Origin of the sequence: Nakamurella sp. PAMC28650, assembly GCF_014303395.1 — a bacterium.
In the GTDB taxonomy this organism is placed as follows: domain Bacteria; phylum Actinomycetota; class Actinomycetes; order Mycobacteriales; family Nakamurellaceae; genus Nakamurella.
Genome location: NZ_CP060298.1, coordinates 3,103,997 through 3,120,440, shown reverse-complemented (window position 1 = coordinate 3,120,440; position 16,444 = coordinate 3,103,997). Strand labels below are relative to the sequence as shown.

Sequence of the window (16,444 nt, the reverse complement as noted above, 5' to 3'; positions counted from 1 at the left end):
AACGGTCACAATCCGATAACGGATGTGCGATCTCGCAGGTATTGAGGATGCGGAAACAGACAAAAGGCTTGGAGCGTCACATACCGGTGGTCGTCGGCCCGAAGACCCTCCGATCGGGCGGTGCCACAGGAGGTCATCAGGCGGGCCCGCCGTGCTGTGGCCCGAGAGCGGGCGAACCCTGAATCGAGCAAACAAGGGAAATTCGGACATTAACCGACGCCTCAGCAACGCAATGTTCGAGTTTGGTGGGGGGTCTTGTGCGTTCCACCGAATCGGAGTAGTACAGGCAGTGGCGATCGTCACAGGGCTATCCGCACAGGGCTACCCGGACAAGGCCATCCACACCACCCGGAGCGCCCACCGCCGAAGTCCCCAACGTCGATTCGTCGTCCATTCCGAGCCCCGGTCACGCACGACCCCGGTCACGCCACGAGTAGAGGACCACCATGACCCGCTTCTTCCGCACGCTCGGCGCGTCCGCGGCCGTCGCCATCCTGACCGTCGGCCTGGCCGGGACGGCCACCGCGGCCACTCCCGCAACCCCTGCCGCCGCCGGCCCTGCGGTGTCCATCGGCGCCGCCAACGGTCTCCTCAGGACGCCTCCGATGGGCTTCAACGACTGGAACTCGTTCGGCTGCAACGTCGACGAGCAGCTCATCAAGCAGACCGCCGACTATTTCGTCAGCTCCGGCCTGAAGTCGGCCGGCTACCGCTACGTGAACATCGACGACTGCTGGATGAGCAAGACCCGTGATGCGGCAGGGCATCTGGTCGCCGACCCGGTCAAGTTCCCGGACGGCATCAAGGGCACCGCCGACTATGTGCACTCCAAGGGCCTCGAGCTCGGCATCTACGAATCAGCCGGTACCGAGACCTGCGCACACTTCCCGGGAAGTCTCGGACACGAGACCACCGATGCCAACGACTTCGCCGCCTGGGGGGTCGACTACCTCAAGTACGACAACTGCGGCACCGACGCGGGTAACGCCAGCACCCAGGCGCAATACGTCGCCCGCTACACCGCGATGGGCAAAGCCCTGGCCGGCAGCGGTCGAAAGATCGCCTACAGCCTGTGCGAGTGGGGCCAGTACTCGCCGTGGACCTGGGCCGATCAGGTGGGAAACCTCTGGCGCACCACCGGTGACATCAGTGACAACTGGGCCAGTCTCAAGTCGATCATCGCCCAGAACGCACCGCTGTCGGCCTACGCCAAGCCTGGCGCGTGGAACGATCCCGACATGCTCGAAGTCGGCAACGGCGGCATGACCGACACCGAGTACCGCACCCACTTCGCGCTCTGGGCCGAGATGGCAGCACCGCTGCTGATCGGCACCGACCTGCGCAGGGCCACCCCGGCCACCATGTCGATCCTGCTCAACAAGGACATCATCGCCGTCGATCAGGACCGACTCGGGGTCCAGGGCCAGGTCATCGCCGCCGACGCCACGTCGATGGTCTTCAGCAAGCCGCTGGCCAATGGCAACCGGGCGATCGCGCTCTACAACTCCGGTGACACCGCGCGCTCCATCTCCACGAGTACCGCGTTGGCCGGACTCCCCAGGACGGCGGCCTACCAGATCAAGGACCTGTGGACCGGCACCAGTACCGAAACCGCAGGCGCCATCACGGCTTCCGTACCGGCCCACGGCACCGTCATGCTCCGGGTATCGACCCGGGCCGATAACTGGGCGGCGCTCGCTCCCTCCACCTCGCTGTCGCTGACCGTCGCCACCGGGGACTCGTCGCAGTCCGCAGTGGTGCTCGCCGGGCACTCCTATCCCGCGAGCAGCAGCATCATCAACAATGGCAAGGCTCCGCTGGCCGACGTCAGGGTCACCGCGGATGCGGCTGATGGATGGACGATCAGCACCACCGGGGGCAACGAGAAGATGGCACTCAGCACCGGTCGATCGCTGACCACGGGATGGACGCTGACCGCACCGGCCGGTGCCGCCACCGGAAACTACCGGGTCTCGGTGACGGCCAGCTATCTCTGGGGGCCTCACGCCAAACTGGTCACGGTGACCACGGCCATCGACGTGACGGTGGAATCGCCGCCGCCGGCCGGGACATCCGACGTGAGCGCGCTGACCTGGGACTCGGCCACCAACGGGTGGGGCCCGGTGGAGAAGAACACCAGCAACGGCGAGAACGCGGCCGGGGATGGCCGGCCGATCACCATCAATGGCACGGTGTTCACGAAAGGTCTGGGGGTCAACGCGCCCAGCACGATCACCTACTACCTCGGCGGCAATTGCTCGACCCTGACCACAGCAGTCGGCATCGACGACGAAGTCGGCCTCAAGGGCAGCGCCATCTTCCAGATCTACGCGGACAACGGCAAGGTCGCCGATTCCGGGGTCCTGACCGGTGCGGATCCGGCCCGTACGTTGACCGCAGACCTCACCGGCGCCACCTGGCTGAAACTGGTCGTCGACGACAACGGCAGTGCCGATCACAACCACGCCGACTGGGCCGGACCACGTCTGACCTGCGGGGGTTGAGCAACGTAGCGGCGCGCGCTACGCAACCACGAGCAGGATGACCGCCGCGGCCGCGGTGAATGCTGACCCCAGCCCGAGGAGCAGGGCCGCGACGATCGAACTGTCACCGACGAGTCTCGTTGGCCGGGAACCGGTCTCGTCGAAGGCGACCGTCACGACCGGGGACAAGCTCGACAGTTGCGCGCCGCCCGTGCCGTCGGTGGCCGCCGGACCCCGGGTGACCAGGCCGACCACCGTCCCCGGTGCCCCTCCCGGGATCGACGCCGCCTGCCTCCGGGTCTGCAGGCCGGCGGCGACCAGACCCACCGCCACGATGAGGAAAACAATCCCGATCAGCAGAGCCATTCGATTCCTCTACCCCTTGATTCGGATTCCTCCGATGCGGGGCCACGCCAAGCATCGCACTCCGGGCCACGCCGCAACACCGGGCCTGCAGCAAACAAATGCGTCGAGTCAGCCGGCGGAGCGCAGGAAGTCGGAAATGGCCTTGGCGCCGCCGTGGCCGGTCTGGCCGCCGTCCACCGGGATTTCGGCCCCGGTGATGAAGCCAGCCGCGTCGGACAGCAGGAATGCGACGATGCCGGCCACCTCGTCGGCCCGGCCGGCCCGGCCCAGCGGCGTCTGATCCAGGTTCGCCGCGAGGAACGCCGGCGGCGCCGAGGCCGTCAACGGCGTCTGGATGAATCCGGGATGAACCGTGTTGACCCGGATACCGTTGGGCCCCAGTTCCATTGCAGCAATCTGGGACAAGCCGCGCAACGCCCACTTGCTGGTGGTGTAGGCCACCGGGTAGTGCGCAGTCAGAGCCGCGACCGAGCCGATGTTGACGATCGAACCGCCGCCGCTCATCAGCGGGGCAAGAGTCTGGATACCCATCAACGGACCGACCAGGTTCACTGACATCACCCGGTCCAGATCGGCCCGCTGCAACTCGAGAAGTCGTGCCCGGTGGGTGATGCCGGCGTTGTTGACCAGCCCGTGCACGGTGCCGTAGGCCTCGGACAGGTCGGCACCCAACGCCGCCCAATCAGATCCGGCAGCAACGTCGTGGCGACGGATGCCCTCCGCCGGTGTCCGGGCGAGAGCAATGACGGTGGCGCCGGCAGCGGTGCAGGCGGCAGCTTGCGCCGCCCCCAGCCCCTGTGCCGCTCCCGTGATGACGATGACCTTGCCGGCCAGCGGAGCCGTCATGAGGATTGCCCTCGCCGACAGGTTCCTACCCGCACCGGCGGATCGGTGGGAGCGACCAGCCCGGCTGTGACGGTGTTTTCGATGGCACCTGGTCCCACCGCCGTCGAACGGACCCGGGCGCCGTCGGTGAGTCGGCCGAGAGCGAAGTCAGGTGCAGCGGAATCCACGGTGACCCTTTCGTCAGGGCTGGTCGGTCGATGCGTTCCTGGAAACCGACCAGTTGGGGAAGGTGAAATTGCCCCCATGGTAGAGCGCCCGCGGTGCCACCCATCCACGTCGCCGGTACCGGGTGGTGGGGGTGCACGCGGCAATCACCGGCAATATTTGCGTGACGGATTTCGGTCATCTCGACAAGAGATTTTCCTGATCGTCGGCACCGTGGTTGGCTCTGGTCCACCGGATCAGCGGCATTCTCACGTCGCTCCCACCTTCGTTCACGGTGCCTGTTGCACCACACCACCCGAACCGCGCAGGAGTCGACGATGACAGTGCCCGTCCGAATGCTGCGACGGCAATTCACACCACAGGCGGCTGCGGCGGGCCGCCGGGTCGGTCGGGTCGGGTCGATCACCGGCGGGACAAGGGCCGCACGGCATCACCGGACCAGCCGAGAACTTCCACTGTGCAGTGTTTCTCACCGGCTCCGAATTCTGCTGGACGACAGGCGCCAACAGGTCACCGACGGCGACTGATCCGTAGTGCTGCCGGCACACCGGTTCGGCCACCGCGTCGCCGACCCGACGGGCGAACCCCCGATTCGTCCCGCGCAGGCTGCTCGACCACCTGACCTGCCCGACCACCTGACCTGCCCGACCACCCGATCCTGCTCCACCACCCGATCCTGCCCGACCACCCGCCGCGGCCCAACGACGAACCCAGGTGCACACATGTCCGAAGATCTTGCCGTGACCCCACCGCTCGTGGAACCCGGACGCTCGGGGCCACCACCGGTGCGCATCGCCGGTCCGACCCAGCTGGTGCTGCTGCTGGCCGGGAGTTGCCTGTCCGTTCTGGGAGCTGTGCTCATCGCCCCGGTCCTGCCGCAGATGTCCAAGGCGTTCGCGGGCACACCTGGGGTGGATGTGCTGGTGCCCATCGTGCTGACGGTCCCGGCCCTGTTGATCGGGCTGGCCGCGCCGTTCGCCGGCGTCGTGGTCGACCGGGTCGACCGGGACGACCGGGACGACCGCAAGCGACTCCTGCTGATCGCCATGATTGCCTACTCGGTCTTCGGCACCGCCCCGCTCTACCTCGGCTCGCTCGGGGCCATCCTGGTCAGTCGCATCCTGGTCGGGATCTGCGAGGCCGCGATCATGACGTGCTGCACCACGCTGATCGGTGACTACTGGACGGGGTCACGGCGCAGTAGGTACCTCGGGCTTCAGACACTCGTCGCGGCACTGGCCGCTACCGTGTTCCTGGTCATCGGTGGGGTGCTAGGAGCCTCCGGGTGGCGGACGCCGTTCTGGATGTACGTCACCGCAGCGCTGCTGGTGGTGCCCATGGCGAAGATGCTGTGGCAGCCGGCCCGCCCGACGGCGCTCGTGAAGGGTGCCCGGCTGCCGGCCATGTCGTGGCGAAAACTGTTGGGGCCGTGCCTGATCACCCTGTTCGGCGGCATCGTCTTCTACGCCCTGATCGTCGAACTGTCCTTCGTCCTGACTGATGTCGGCTTCACCTCCTCCAGCGGCATCGGACTGGTCAGCGCGGCCATGTCAATGGCCACCGCTGCCGGTGCGGTGGCGTTCGGCAGGCTTTCCGGCTGTTCTCCCCGGCTGTTGGTGCCCGCCTCGTTCGCCGTCGCAGCAGTCGGGCTCGTCACCGTCTTCGCCACATCCTCGGTGCCGGTCATCACGGTCGGGGCGATGCTCACCGGCTTGGGTACCGGAACCCTGCTGCCCATCCTGCTGACGTGGGCGGTCAACCGCCTGACCTTCGTCCAGCGTGGCCGGGGAGTCGGACTGTGGACCGGCACGCTGTTCATCGGCAAGTTCCTTTCACCGCTGATCATCGCATCGGTCGGCGGTGGGGCCGGTGGGCTGCAGCCCGCTCTGGGCGTCATCGGTGTCGCGGCGGCGATCATGGCCGTCGTCACGCTCCTGGCGCTGCGCCGCAACACCGAACGGCTCGACACGAGTGAGACCTGAGCGACGTCCGCCCACCGGGATGATCCCGCACGAGTCCCCCACGCTTCGTAGTCCCGCCGGATGCACCATGGAGGCCGGGGACACGACAACGGAGGCCGCCACGATGGATCTGCCCAGCATCGATCTGAACCTGCTGGTGGCGTTGCACTCGCTGCTCACCGAGCGCAGTGTGACCAAGGCCGGGGAGACCATCGGGCTGAGTCAGCCGGCCACCAGCGCCGCCCTGGGAAAGTTGCGGCGCCACTTCGGTGACGAGCTGTTGGCCCGCGAGGGGCAGCGGTTCGTACTGACGCCGCTGGCCACGGCCCTGCTGGACCAGGCCGATACGGCGCTGCGCTACGTCGAGCGGACCTTCGCCGCCCGGCCGGTCTTCGAACCGCGGTCATCGGACCGCGAGTGCAACCTTGTCATGTCGGACTACGCACTCACCGTGCTGGGCGGCCCACTGCTGGCGTTGCTCGAGGAGCGGGCTCCGAACGTGCGGATGCGGATCCGGCCCGTCGACCTCGCCGCGGTCGACGATGCGACAGCGTTGCTGCGCACGGTCGACCTGATGGTGCTGCCCCGCGGGTTCCTCCACGACCTACCCTCCACCGATCTCTACCGTGACCGGTGGGTCTGCGTCACGGCGGTGGACAATCACGCAGTCGCGGACATCATCACCCAGGAGGAATTCTCCGGGCTGCGCTGGATCCTGACCTTCAATCGGCCGACCCAGTTCACACCCGCCGACCACCACCTGCAGCTGGCCGGGGTCCAGCGCGACGTCGACGTCGTCATCGAGGACTTCCTCGCTCTGCCGTTCCTGTTGACCGGCACCCGTAGGGTGGCGATCCTGCAGGAAAGGCTGGCGCGCAAGCTTCTGGCCTCCGCAGGCGTCCGGGTCGTCGAGTTGAGCACCGACCTGCCCGAACTGGTGGAGGCAATCTGGTGGCAACCGTCCCGGGAATTCGATCCCGGCCACCGCTGGCTGCACGACCTGCTGGTCGACGCCGCCGCCACTCTCCAGAACCCTGTCCCGGCGGTCCACCTCTCACCCCCGAGCGCCCACGCAGCTGCCGGCGACACCATCCCTGAAGTCCCCACCGCCAGAACGGAACCCGACAGATGAGCGCCGACCTCTCCCCCACCACCAGGCCGATCCGTTCGGTGGCCCCGGCAGATCCTGCGGCACAACTTCAATGGTTGGTGGACCGGGCCCGCATCAGCGACCTACTGGTGGAGTTCGCCCGCTCCCTCGACGAACGCGACTGGCAGGGCAACACCGATCTCTACGTACCGGAGGGCGTGATGAGCGTCGGTGATTCTTTCAGGCTCGAAGGCCACGAGCAGCTGATGCGCACCGGGTCGGATCGCGGGCTGGGCCAATACGCCGGCACGTGGCACCTGAGCGCCAACCACGCCATCGAGATCGACGGGGACGACGCCCGCACCCGGTCCTACCTGCTGGGCGTGCACATGCTCGGGCAGGACCAGTTCGACCACGCCGACGGCGGTGGGTGGTACGACTGCACCCTGCGCCGCACGCCCGACGGCTGGCGCTTCGTCACCGTCGCTGTCCGCGAGGTATGGAATGCCGGAGAACCGTTGCCGCACACAGGCAAGCCCGCCGTGCCGGCTCAGCAGTAGCGAGCGCAGCACGCCAGGCGATCGCGGAGGCGGCAACAGGGGCTCCCCCGATCAGCACCGCACCATCACCTTGACCGCATGGCGGTGCCCGTCGAGCGGGACGGAAGCGTGGTACTCCCGGGCTCAGATCTCCACGGCACGGAACGCGACGGTCAGCGTGACCGGTCGCGCCGTCACCTCGTAGACCGGCAGTATCCCGGGTCCGCAGGAGGCGGTTCCCACCCCGGCGAGCGCGGCGTCGACATCCAGATGCAGCAGACCGTCGGGCACCAGTTCGTGCGGGTGCCGCGCTTCCGAGAGCGAGTGCGAACTCCAGGGCCGCAGGGTGATGTCGATGATCGGCTTTCCGATCAGAGCAAAACCCGTTCGGCCGTCGGTGATCTCGACCCATCGCACCCCCCGCCGGTTGCCGTTCTCCTGCGGGAACACGTAGGGGGTCTGCAGATCCTCCAGAGCAGCGGCGTACCGGCCGATCCGCACCGCGGTGGCCGTGTCCGGGTAGGCCTCCCCGGGTCCGAGTCCGAACCAGTCGACCTGCTGCAGCTCGCCCGGGAGCTGCAGTGCCAGCCCGATCCTCGGCATCGTCGTCCACTGCGGCGGAGGCTCCACCGTCATCTCCAGGCTTGCTTCCGCCGGGTCGGTTCTGGCCCAGCGATAGCTGACCAGAGCGTGCGCGTCAGACCCGGCGGGGCCGACGTGATAGACCGCGGTGCTCTCCTGGTCACCATTGGTCAGGTCGATGAGCTTGTGCTGCAGGCGATCGAGACCCATGGCCCGCCAATGGGTATCCATGCTCCTACCGGTGCCACGCTGATCATGCGGTATCCCGTGGTCGTTGTCCGTCGGTGCCCGCCAGCACGTCACCCTGGCATCGTGCACGGCGACGTCGCCGATAGCGGTCAGCATTCCGGTGCGGGTATCGATGCTCACCGGACCGATGGGCCCGGATCGCCGAAGTTGCCCGGCAATTCCGCGGGTCGATCCGGTGACCGCCGCCTCGACCTCCACCGCGAGCTCCGCCTCGGCCTCTGCCACTCGGGCTTGCGCCCAGGCGATCTCGTGCCCGGACGAAGCCCACGCATGCTCGTGGGCCAAGCCGGCGGTGACGGTCACCCACCGCTCGACGGGTAGTCCGGTCACTCCCTGATCCGCCGTCGGCAGGGCCGCCGCCGCGACGAGTTCAGCCGGCCAGTCCACCGTGACGGATTCGCCCGCCGCAACCACCGGCGTGGCCATGGTGCCGCGGCCCAGCACCACGCCCGCATCCTCGATCACCCAGCTCAGGTTCAGACCGGACGTGTCCAGGAAGTCGTATCCGTTGTCGACCTGCAGGCTCCGCGCTGTGGTGTCGATGATCAACCGCACCGGGGCGATCACCTTCTTGAACTCCAACAGACCAGGTGAGGCGGTCCGGTCGGGAAAGAGCAGGCCGTCGGCGATGAAGTTCCCGTCGTGCACCGGCTCCCCGAAATCACCGCCGTAGGCATAGAAGTCGACGCCGTGGGCCCTGCGGGAGACGATGGCCTGGTCGAGCCATTCCCAGACGAACCCGCCCTGCAGCCGGGGGTACGTCTGGTATAGGTGCTGGTACTCGCCCAGGCCGCCCGGCCCGTTGCCCATTGCATGTGCGTATTCGCACAGCAGGAACGGCAGGGAGCGACGGTGAGCGTCCAGTTCTTCGGTGGCTGCCGCCTTCTCGGTCCGCAGGCCGATCTGCTCCACCTCGTCGACCGACGCGTACATGCGGCTGTAGACGTCGACATCCTTGCTGTCCCAGTCGCCTTCGTAGTGCACCAGTCGAGACGGATCTCTGGATTTGACCCACTGTGCCATCGCCGAGAGGTTGCGGCCGACGCCGGACTCGTTGCCGAGCGACCACATGATGACGCTGGGGTGATTCTTGTCCCGCTCCACGGTGCGACGCATCCGATCCAGCAGCGCCGGCTGCCACGCCGGATCGTCGCTGGGATTGTTGCGCCACCCGTTCAAGGAGAACCCATGGGTCTCCAGATCACATTCGTCGATCACCCAGAGGCCCCACTCGTCACACAGATCGAGAAATCTGCGATCGGGTGGGTAATGGCTCGTGCGAACGGCGTTGATGTTGTGCTGCTTCATGAGCGCGACATCCTGACGCATCGTCTCGATGCTGATCGTCCGCCCGGTGACCGGATTCCACTCGTGCCGGTTGACCCCTCGGAGAAGGAGCGGAACGTCATTGACCCTCAGGAGGCCCCCGCGCAATTCGACCCGCCGGAAACCCACCCGCAGTTCGATGATCTCGGCATCCGTGGTCAACGTGCCGCGGTAGAGCACCGGATCCTCGGCCGTCCAGGGCCGCACCCCGGTGACCGAATGCGCTTTCCTGGAATCCACCCCGGTGATCCCCAGACCAGGGAAGTCCAGGCGCCCCGCGATAGCACGCCCATCGGTGTCGGTGGCTTCCACGGTCAGCGTCCCGGTCCCGGAGTGCGCATCGAAGTCCGAGTGCACGAACACATCCGCCGGCGCTCCGCTGGGGCGGCACAGCACGGACACCGATCGGAAGATCCCCGAAACCCACCACATGTCCTGGTCTTCCAGGTAGGACGCGGCGGACCACTGGCGAACCCGGACGGCCAGCACGTTCTCGCCCTCGCGCATCGCGTCGGTGACATCGAATTCCACGGCGAGTCGGCTACCGGTCGACCATCCCAGCAGGGTCCCGTTCAGCCAGACGGTGGCATGCGAGTCCACGCCATCGAATCGGAGCACCCGGCGTCCGGCCGGCCAGCCCCGGGGCCCGGCGAACGACACGCGGTACTCCCCGGTCGGGTTGGCGTCGGGGACCAGGGGCGGATCTACCGGGAACGGGTAGATGACGTTGGTGTAGGCAGGTGGGCTGTAGCGGGGCGCCTCGGGCAGGCCGGCCAACTGCCACATCGACGGAACAGGTAGCAGGTCCCATTGCCGGTCGTCGAAAGCGGGCGCCTGGAAATCCGGGGTCAGCCCGGCCGCGTCCGGGCTGAGATGAAAGCGCCAGATCCCGTCCAGGAGCACCGGCGGTGCGTCAGAGTCCCACCACGACCGGGGCACCAGAGCGCCCTCGCCGGGAGACGCACTCTCCACGGAAGCAGTCTCGGCCGGGTCGATCCCGGGCTGAGATGGACGGCCGGACGAAGACTGCGAGGGTGGTGAGATCACCGGCGCAGTCTACGATCACGAGGCTGGCTGCTGTTCGGTCGGTGGCCTGGGGCTGCTCAGCGCGCGAAGGTGCCGTCCAGAGAGGCCGTTCCGACGGCGCCCGTTTCGATCGCCTTCAACACCTGCTGGGGACCGGCAGCCACTGGAACGGACTGCGGTCCACCGTCGGCATAGACGGTGAAGCGGTAGTGGTGGACCGTCCCAGACGGTGGGCACATCCCGACGAAGCCCGCGGTGCTGTTGCTCGCTCTTCGGGCGACGGAGCCTGCTGCGACCTGGCCCGCCGCCAGGCTGCGGGTGGCCACCGGGATTCCGGTCACCATCCACTGGATCCACGGACCGGGCTTGACGTCCAGGTCCTGCAGGACGATCGCCCACGTGGTGGTGCCGACCGGAGCGGCGCCGTGCCACGTCAGCGGCGGTGACGTGTTGTCGCCCGCACAGCTGAAGTTCACCGGAATCAGCCCGTCGGCGGGAAAGGCCGTGCTCCGGAGGGTCAACGGGCCCGTATCGGCATTCGCCGGCGCCGGTGCCCCGGAGGCCGGACCGGAAACCGCGGCGGCCTGGACCGGTGGCTGCGGTCCCGGAACAGCCTGGGAGGTGCACGCCGTCGACCATGCGATACATCCCATGGCCAGCACCATTGGTATCAATCGACATCTCGACCGGGGCCGTTTCACCGCGTTCATCCGGAGTTTCGCCCTTTCACTCAATTCGACACTTCGATGTGTTCGATCTTCAGACCGTCTTTCATGACGATCGTGACGAACTCGCCGACGGTCACGACTCCCCCGGCGTTGCCGTAGATGATCGAATACGTGCGGCCGGTGGTGATGTCGCCATGATGGAAGTGCATCAGGACCGCGCTGGGTGCGACAGATGAATTCGTGCCGTCCACGGTGATGCTGGGCAGTTCGTTCGAGGTCGCGTTGCCCTCGTGGATCTTGGCCGACGTGGTGTCGTCGAGGGCCTGGTAGCGCAACTCCACACCGCCGTTGTCCGCCAGCACGATCACGTTGGTGAACCGGATGCCCCAGGCCGCCTCGACCGCCGCGTTGGTCGGCACCGGCGCGGCCGGGTGGGCGACGGAGACGACGGCCGCCCGGGGTGCGGTGTCCTCCGAGCCGATCCGGACCCCGACGATGGCCACAGCGACGACCACGAGCGCGACCACGGAGATCAGCAGCCGGCGCCGGTTCCGACGGCCCGGTCGGCCGCCCACGACTGTGCGATCCGGCTCGACCACCGCCTGGTCCGGTACTGGTTCCTGCTCGGTCAGGTCGTGGACCTGGGTTGTGCTCATCTGTTCATCTCTTTGCTCTGACTGGGATTTGGCCGGATCTACCGTGACGCCGCTACATCACCACCGTGGTCACCGCGCTCCAGTTCCCGGCCGCGTCGACCACCCGGATGGATACGGTCTTGCCCACCGGCAGGCCGGTGATGGAGAACGTGAGGACGGTTGGGCTGTTCTTCGACGGGGGCAGGGCCACCGGGATGGTGACGGCCTTGGTCCCGTTGCCGGGACCGGGATCGGGACCGACGAACCATTCGGCCGAGGCCACGCCGGAGGACACCAGCCCGGTCGCCGTGCTGTTGACGTCGTGCGTACGGACGGAGGCCGTGCCGGTGAATGCTGCCACCGGCGCTCCGGCCGCGATGGTGGCGGCCGTGCCGCCGGTGACCCCGGTCAACGTCTTCGCGGTGATGCCGGTGTAGGTGAGCACCTGCACCCCGGTCGAGGTCGTCACCGCCACGAAGCCGCCGGACCTCGGGAAACCGGTGACCGACGTCAGTGCGAGGGTCGGCGACGTCCCGACCATGGGTAGCGTGGCCGCAGCGGTGGTCGTGGTGGCAGCCCCTGCGGGGGCGGTGTTGGTGGCCGAGTCGAGGATCGGTGCGGTGCGGTCGAGCATCAGGTCGACGGCCTCGAACGGACCCCAGTTCCCGGCGATGTCCTTGGCGTGGACCCAGACCCGGACCAGGCCGTCGGGCATGCCCTGGAGCAGCGACAGCGGGAGGAAGGCCGTCACGACCTTGCTCGAACTGTTGCCCCACAGACCGTCTGCCGGCGCCATTTCCGCGCCCTGGCCGAAGATCACACAACCGGCCGGGATGTTCGGCTTCACGCTGCACCGGCGCAGAGCAGGCGCAGCTGCGCCCCTGGCTCGGCTGGTCGGTGCGACGAAAGCCTCGGCAAGTGCGATGGCGGCCCACTTGGACGTAGCGGTCGCCTGCACGTCGAAGGAGTCGAACAGCCCGAGATTGCCGGCGGCAGCGTCGAATCCGTTGTTCGGGTTCGGCGTTGCCGAGAGCAGGGTGGTCTGCGGGCCGGCCTTGACCAGGGTCAGGGTCTGGTAGGTGTCCGGGCCGGCGGCCGAGCCGGTGACCAGCGTGCCCGTTGCCAGGGTGCCAGGGACTGCGCCGCCGTTGTTCGTCAGGAGCCTGGTCGGATTGATGCCGTAGTAGTTCACCGTGGCGATCTGGTGTGCGGTGGTCGTCGCGGTCAGCTGGCCGCGGCTGGGGAATCCGAGGGTGCTGACGACAGGGATGTTGTCCTGGGCCAGATCACGGGTGGTGGTCGTGGTGGTGGTGACCGGGTGGTAGTAGAGCCACGGGCTGTACCGGCACGCGACGGCCGTCGCGATGCAGTCGGTGCCGTCGGGGCCTTCCAGGGCGCGGACCATCACCCAGAAGTTGGCGGCGTTGTTGATCCCGTCGGGCAGTCGGGGCGGCGGCAGGAACCCGTTGACCGCGACCAGCGAATCGACGGCGTTCACGTTCAGCTCGGTGACCACCTTCTTGTTGCCGGGGTTGCACTTGGACTCGACCTGGTCGGCCGGGCCCGGGACGGCGCCGGGTGCGTAGACCACGCAGGCCTGCGCGCCTTCCACGACCCAGCCTGGCAGTGACGACGTGGCGGTGGCGTTGAGTGCGATGTAGCCGGCCGGTACGACGTCCAGGGCCACCGTGTTGCCCGCGTCGAACAGATAGGTGTTGCGGGGCACCGGCGTGACGATCCTGACCCCGTTGAAACTGGGACCGTTGGGCTGGGTGTTCGCGCCGAGTCCCGTGTAGGTGAACGTCTGGTAGACCAGGTCGCCCTGGGCCGGGCCGTCGGCGATGGTTGTCGCGACGGTGATCAGGCATCCCCCGGTGTCGCAGGTGCCGGGGAACCCGGCGGTCGAGTTGACGTAGATCACCGATGCCGGCACGTTCACCTCGTTCGACGGCGCGGAGATCTTGGTGGAGGCGACCGGGAACTGGTTGGACCGGGTGGTGCCGTTGGTGACCTGCGGATTGATCGCCAGGGTGGAGATCACTGCATCGCGCATCGCCAGGGAGAAACTCGCCCCGACGACCGGGCCCACCTTGCCGTTCGAATCCATGGCCTGCAACCAGATGGTGTGCTCGCCGAAGATCCGGTCCGGTTCGATGCCCAGCTGCTGGGTCAGTGTGGACCGGTCGATGGTGAACGGCACCGTTGCGGTGGCGCTGCCGGCCGGGATGGCCGCCCCGGAAGGCTGCCACAGGCTGTCGGGTGAGGGCACGTCCAGGGACCACTGCACGGAGCTGACCGACGCCCCAGCGGTCTGCGCCTTGAACGTCGCCGCGACCGTCAGGGTGGGCACCTGCCCGTTGTCGATGTTCGGGACCGACCCGGTGAAGGTCGGCACGACGGATGCGGCGGTGCCGACCGGGCCGATATCGGCGGCGCTCGTCCCGTTGACCACGTTCAGGTACGTGTAGAGACCGCCCAGCCCCCCGGTGGCGCCATTGTTCAGGTGCATGCCGGCGTCGTAGAGCGGATACCTCGTGCCGGTGACCGCACCCGGCGGGATGACCAGGAAGGTGTCCGCGGTCTGCCCGGCATTGAGGAACTCGGTGCTCTGCACGGTGACGTTGGGCAGCACGTTCGCATCCCGGGCGGTTTCGGTCTGCACCAGGTTGAGCAGGTTCATCGAGTGTTCCCGCAGCCCCAGGTCGGCGTAGCGCAGCAGCACACTGTCGCCGGGCGACGCGTCCAACCGGACACTGTTGACGGCGGCGTTGAAGGCCGGGGCGGCCGGGTCCAGCGCCGCCTTCGCCGAGTCGTAGGCGACGCCGTCGACGAAGTAGTTCGTCGGGTGGTAGTCGCCGGTGTCGGAGCCGAACGGGTCTGCGGTGAAGGCCGCATCCAGTTCGTCGACCTTGACGACCTTCTCCCGGTCGTAGTAGTTCCGGGTGTCCTTGTTGGCCAGACAATCGACGTTGACGGCCCCGTCGTAGGCGCAGTGGGCCGAGTTGGCAGAGGTGAGTACCACCGAAGGCCGCACGATCAGCATTCCGGACAGGCCCATCGCGACCTGCCGGGCGCCGCCGGAGGTCAGGCCGGCCTCGTAGACGTAGGTACCCGGCCGGGTCAGCGTGAACGAGCCGGACCCGCCGGCGGCGCCGGTTGCAACCCCGATCAGGTCTGGTGCGCCGGCCAGCGAGGGCACGGTGATCGCGACGTTGCCGGCCCTGGGATCGAGTTGGTTGTGGACGGTGAAGGCGAGCTTCTCCCCTTCGGTGGCGATCAGGGTCGGGCCGCCCAGCACCGGCGTCGCGGTGTCAGACGTGGTGAACCCCCAGAACTTGATGGTGTCCGGGCCCGCGGTGACGGTGCCGTTGGCTTTGGCGTACAGGTCGCAGGTGCGGATGATCCCGCTCAGCGCACAGGTCCCGTCCGGTGCGGCGACCGGATTGCCGACGGTGATCGCGAGGGTCGCCGTGCTGGTCGTGGAGCCGGGCTTGCTCACCCACAGGGCTGCGGTGTAGTTCCCCGGCAGGTAGGTGTGGGTGCCGGTCAAGGCGACGGTCGGGGTCGCTCCACTGATCGACCCGGACTGGTCGGGGGTGGTCGCCGAGCAACCCGGGACGTCGCCGAAGCAGAACCCCCAGCTGTCCCCGGTGCTGACCGAAGACTGGTTCCCATAGAAGATCACCGGCAGGATCCCGGTACCGGTCACGCTGTCGGCGGTCAGGATCGCGGTCGGGTCCGGGAAGTTCACCAGAACCGGCAGCGAGACGGTACTGCTCACCGCGGTCCCGACGACGGTCAGACTCGCTGGATACCCGGCTGGATACCCGGCTGCGGCGCTCGGCTTGGCGTAGATGTGGCTCACCTTGTTGAGCGGCGGCCCGTTGACGCCGACGGTGCCGGAGAGGTCAGGTGCGGTGGCGCTGCACGCTAGGTGTTCCCCGAAACAGGCCCACCAGGTGTCCGTAGCGACCGCGGCAGTGGAGGCGGAACCGTCCAGTACGGCGGTCAGGCCGGTGGCGGTAGCGGTGAGCTGTGCGGTGCCGTCGATGGTGACGACGACGGCGCTGGGTGATGACGCGGTCACCGTGGTGCCCGACACCTCGTAGAGCACCGCCGAGAAGGTGCCTTCCTTGGCGTAGGTGTGGCTCACTGCTGCGCCTCCGACGGCAGTGGCGGTGGTCATGTCGACCGCTGTGCCCGCCGTGGCGGCGTCACACAGGACGGGCGCCTCGTCACCGAAGCACAGGTAAGCGGTGTCACCCACGGCGTTGCTCCCGACGGTGGCGGTGAACGCCACCGCCGGGTTGCCCGGCGTGACCGCCGCGGTGAGTGCGACCGTCGGGGTGGCCGCCTGGGCGGTGGCGGGCAGCACCACCAACGCCAGCGTCATCAGGCAGGTGGTCACCACCAACGCCATGACCCGGCGGGGCCAACGGCCACTCACGGGTCGGGCAGGGACCGGCGGGAAGGCGTCGCTCGTCGAATTCGAAGACCAGATCGTCATG

General features: G+C 67.8%; 10 protein-coding genes. 4 read left to right on the top strand and 6 right to left on the bottom strand.

All coding sequences use genetic code 11. From position 1 onward, the window contains the following. The first annotated feature begins 446 nt into the window (after window positions 1-446). Window positions 447-2,504: an NPCBM/NEW2 domain-containing protein gene (locus H7F38_RS14120; protein ID WP_187090473.1), complete on the top strand. Its 2,058-nt coding sequence runs from the start codon at window positions 447-449 to the stop codon at window positions 2,502-2,504. An 18-nt stretch (window positions 2,505-2,522) separates the two neighbouring features. On the opposite strand, the gene H7F38_RS14115 is transcribed toward H7F38_RS14120, so the two are convergent. Next, a complete protein-coding gene (locus H7F38_RS14115; RefSeq protein WP_187090472.1) occupies window positions 2,523-2,849 on the bottom strand; it encodes a hypothetical protein in 327 nt (108 codons plus the stop codon). Window positions 2,850-2,957: 108 nt separating this feature from the next. Continuing rightward, the gene (locus H7F38_RS14110; RefSeq protein ID WP_187090471.1) at window positions 2,958-3,695 is read right to left on the bottom strand and encodes an SDR family NAD(P)-dependent oxidoreductase; all 738 of its coding nucleotides are present in this window, start codon (window positions 3,693-3,695) and stop codon (window positions 2,958-2,960) included. 887 nt (window positions 3,696-4,582) lie between these two features. Here H7F38_RS14110 and H7F38_RS14105 point away from each other — a divergent pair. From H7F38_RS14105 to H7F38_RS14095, 3 genes are all read left to right on the top strand, one after another. Continuing rightward, the gene (locus H7F38_RS14105; protein ID WP_187090470.1) at window positions 4,583-5,842 is read left to right on the top strand and encodes an MFS transporter; all 1,260 of its coding nucleotides are present in this window, start codon (window positions 4,583-4,585) and stop codon (window positions 5,840-5,842) included. A gap of 103 nt (window positions 5,843-5,945) precedes the next feature. Beyond that, on the top strand, window positions 5,946-6,953 hold the full coding sequence (locus tag H7F38_RS14100) for a LysR family transcriptional regulator (protein ID WP_187090469.1): 1,008 nt from the start codon (window positions 5,946-5,948) through the stop codon (window positions 6,951-6,953). Further along, window positions 6,950-7,471: a nuclear transport factor 2 family protein gene (locus tag H7F38_RS14095; RefSeq protein WP_187090468.1), complete on the top strand. Its 522-nt coding sequence runs from the start codon at window positions 6,950-6,952 to the stop codon at window positions 7,469-7,471. Before H7F38_RS14100 ends, H7F38_RS14095 begins: the two co-directional genes overlap by 4 nt. Before the next feature lie 123 nt (window positions 7,472-7,594). Here H7F38_RS14095 and H7F38_RS14090 read toward each other — a convergent pair whose 3' ends face one another. The 4 genes from H7F38_RS14090 to H7F38_RS14075 all read right to left on the bottom strand — a co-directional run bounded on the left by H7F38_RS14090 (window position 7,595) and on the right by H7F38_RS14075 (window position 16,443). Next, window positions 7,595-10,579: a glycoside hydrolase family 2 TIM barrel-domain containing protein gene (locus H7F38_RS14090; protein WP_222618067.1), complete on the bottom strand. Its 2,985-nt coding sequence runs from the start codon at window positions 10,577-10,579 to the stop codon at window positions 7,595-7,597. A gap of 131 nt (window positions 10,580-10,710) precedes the next feature. Further along, window positions 10,711-11,286 carry a YbhB/YbcL family Raf kinase inhibitor-like protein gene (locus H7F38_RS14085; protein WP_187090467.1) on the bottom strand — a complete coding sequence of 192 codons (576 nt, stop codon included), beginning with the start codon at window positions 11,284-11,286 and terminating at the stop codon, window positions 10,711-10,713. A gap of 77 nt (window positions 11,287-11,363) precedes the next feature. After that, the gene (locus H7F38_RS14080; RefSeq protein WP_187090466.1) at window positions 11,364-11,957 is read right to left on the bottom strand and encodes a hypothetical protein; all 594 of its coding nucleotides are present in this window, start codon (window positions 11,955-11,957) and stop codon (window positions 11,364-11,366) included. A 52-nt stretch (window positions 11,958-12,009) separates the two neighbouring features. Continuing rightward, window positions 12,010-16,443 (bottom strand): hypothetical protein, encoded by a 4,434-nt coding sequence (locus H7F38_RS14075; protein ID WP_187090465.1) that lies wholly within the window; start codon window positions 16,441-16,443, stop codon window positions 12,010-12,012. Between the last annotated feature and the right edge of the window lies 1 nt (window position 16,444).

What these genes read in the sequence shown, in the direction of transcription:
- H7F38_RS14115 (WP_187090472.1), bottom strand. Translation starts at nt 2,849, where the DNA reads ATGGCTCTGCTGATCGGGATTGTTTTCCTCATCGTGGCGGTGGGTCTG.
- H7F38_RS14095 (WP_187090468.1), top strand. Translation starts at nt 6,950, where the DNA reads ATGAGCGCCGACCTCTCCCCCACCACCAGGCCGATCCGTTCGGTGGCC.
- H7F38_RS14110 (WP_187090471.1), bottom strand. Translation starts at nt 3,695, where the DNA reads ATGACGGCTCCGCTGGCCGGCAAGGTCATCGTCATCACGGGAGCGGCA.
- H7F38_RS14085 (WP_187090467.1), bottom strand. Translation starts at nt 11,286, where the DNA reads ATGGGATGTATCGCATGGTCGACGGCGTGCACCTCCCAGGCTGTTCCG.
- H7F38_RS14120 (WP_187090473.1), top strand. Translation starts at nt 447, where the DNA reads ATGACCCGCTTCTTCCGCACGCTCGGCGCGTCCGCGGCCGTCGCCATC.
- H7F38_RS14075 (WP_187090465.1), bottom strand. Translation starts at nt 16,443, where the DNA reads ATGACGATCTGGTCTTCGAATTCGACGAGCGACGCCTTCCCGCCGGTC.
- H7F38_RS14080 (WP_187090466.1), bottom strand. Translation starts at nt 11,957, where the DNA reads ATGAGCACAACCCAGGTCCACGACCTGACCGAGCAGGAACCAGTACCG.
- H7F38_RS14105 (WP_187090470.1), top strand. Translation starts at nt 4,583, where the DNA reads ATGTCCGAAGATCTTGCCGTGACCCCACCGCTCGTGGAACCCGGACGC.
- H7F38_RS14100 (WP_187090469.1), top strand. Translation starts at nt 5,946, where the DNA reads ATGGATCTGCCCAGCATCGATCTGAACCTGCTGGTGGCGTTGCACTCG.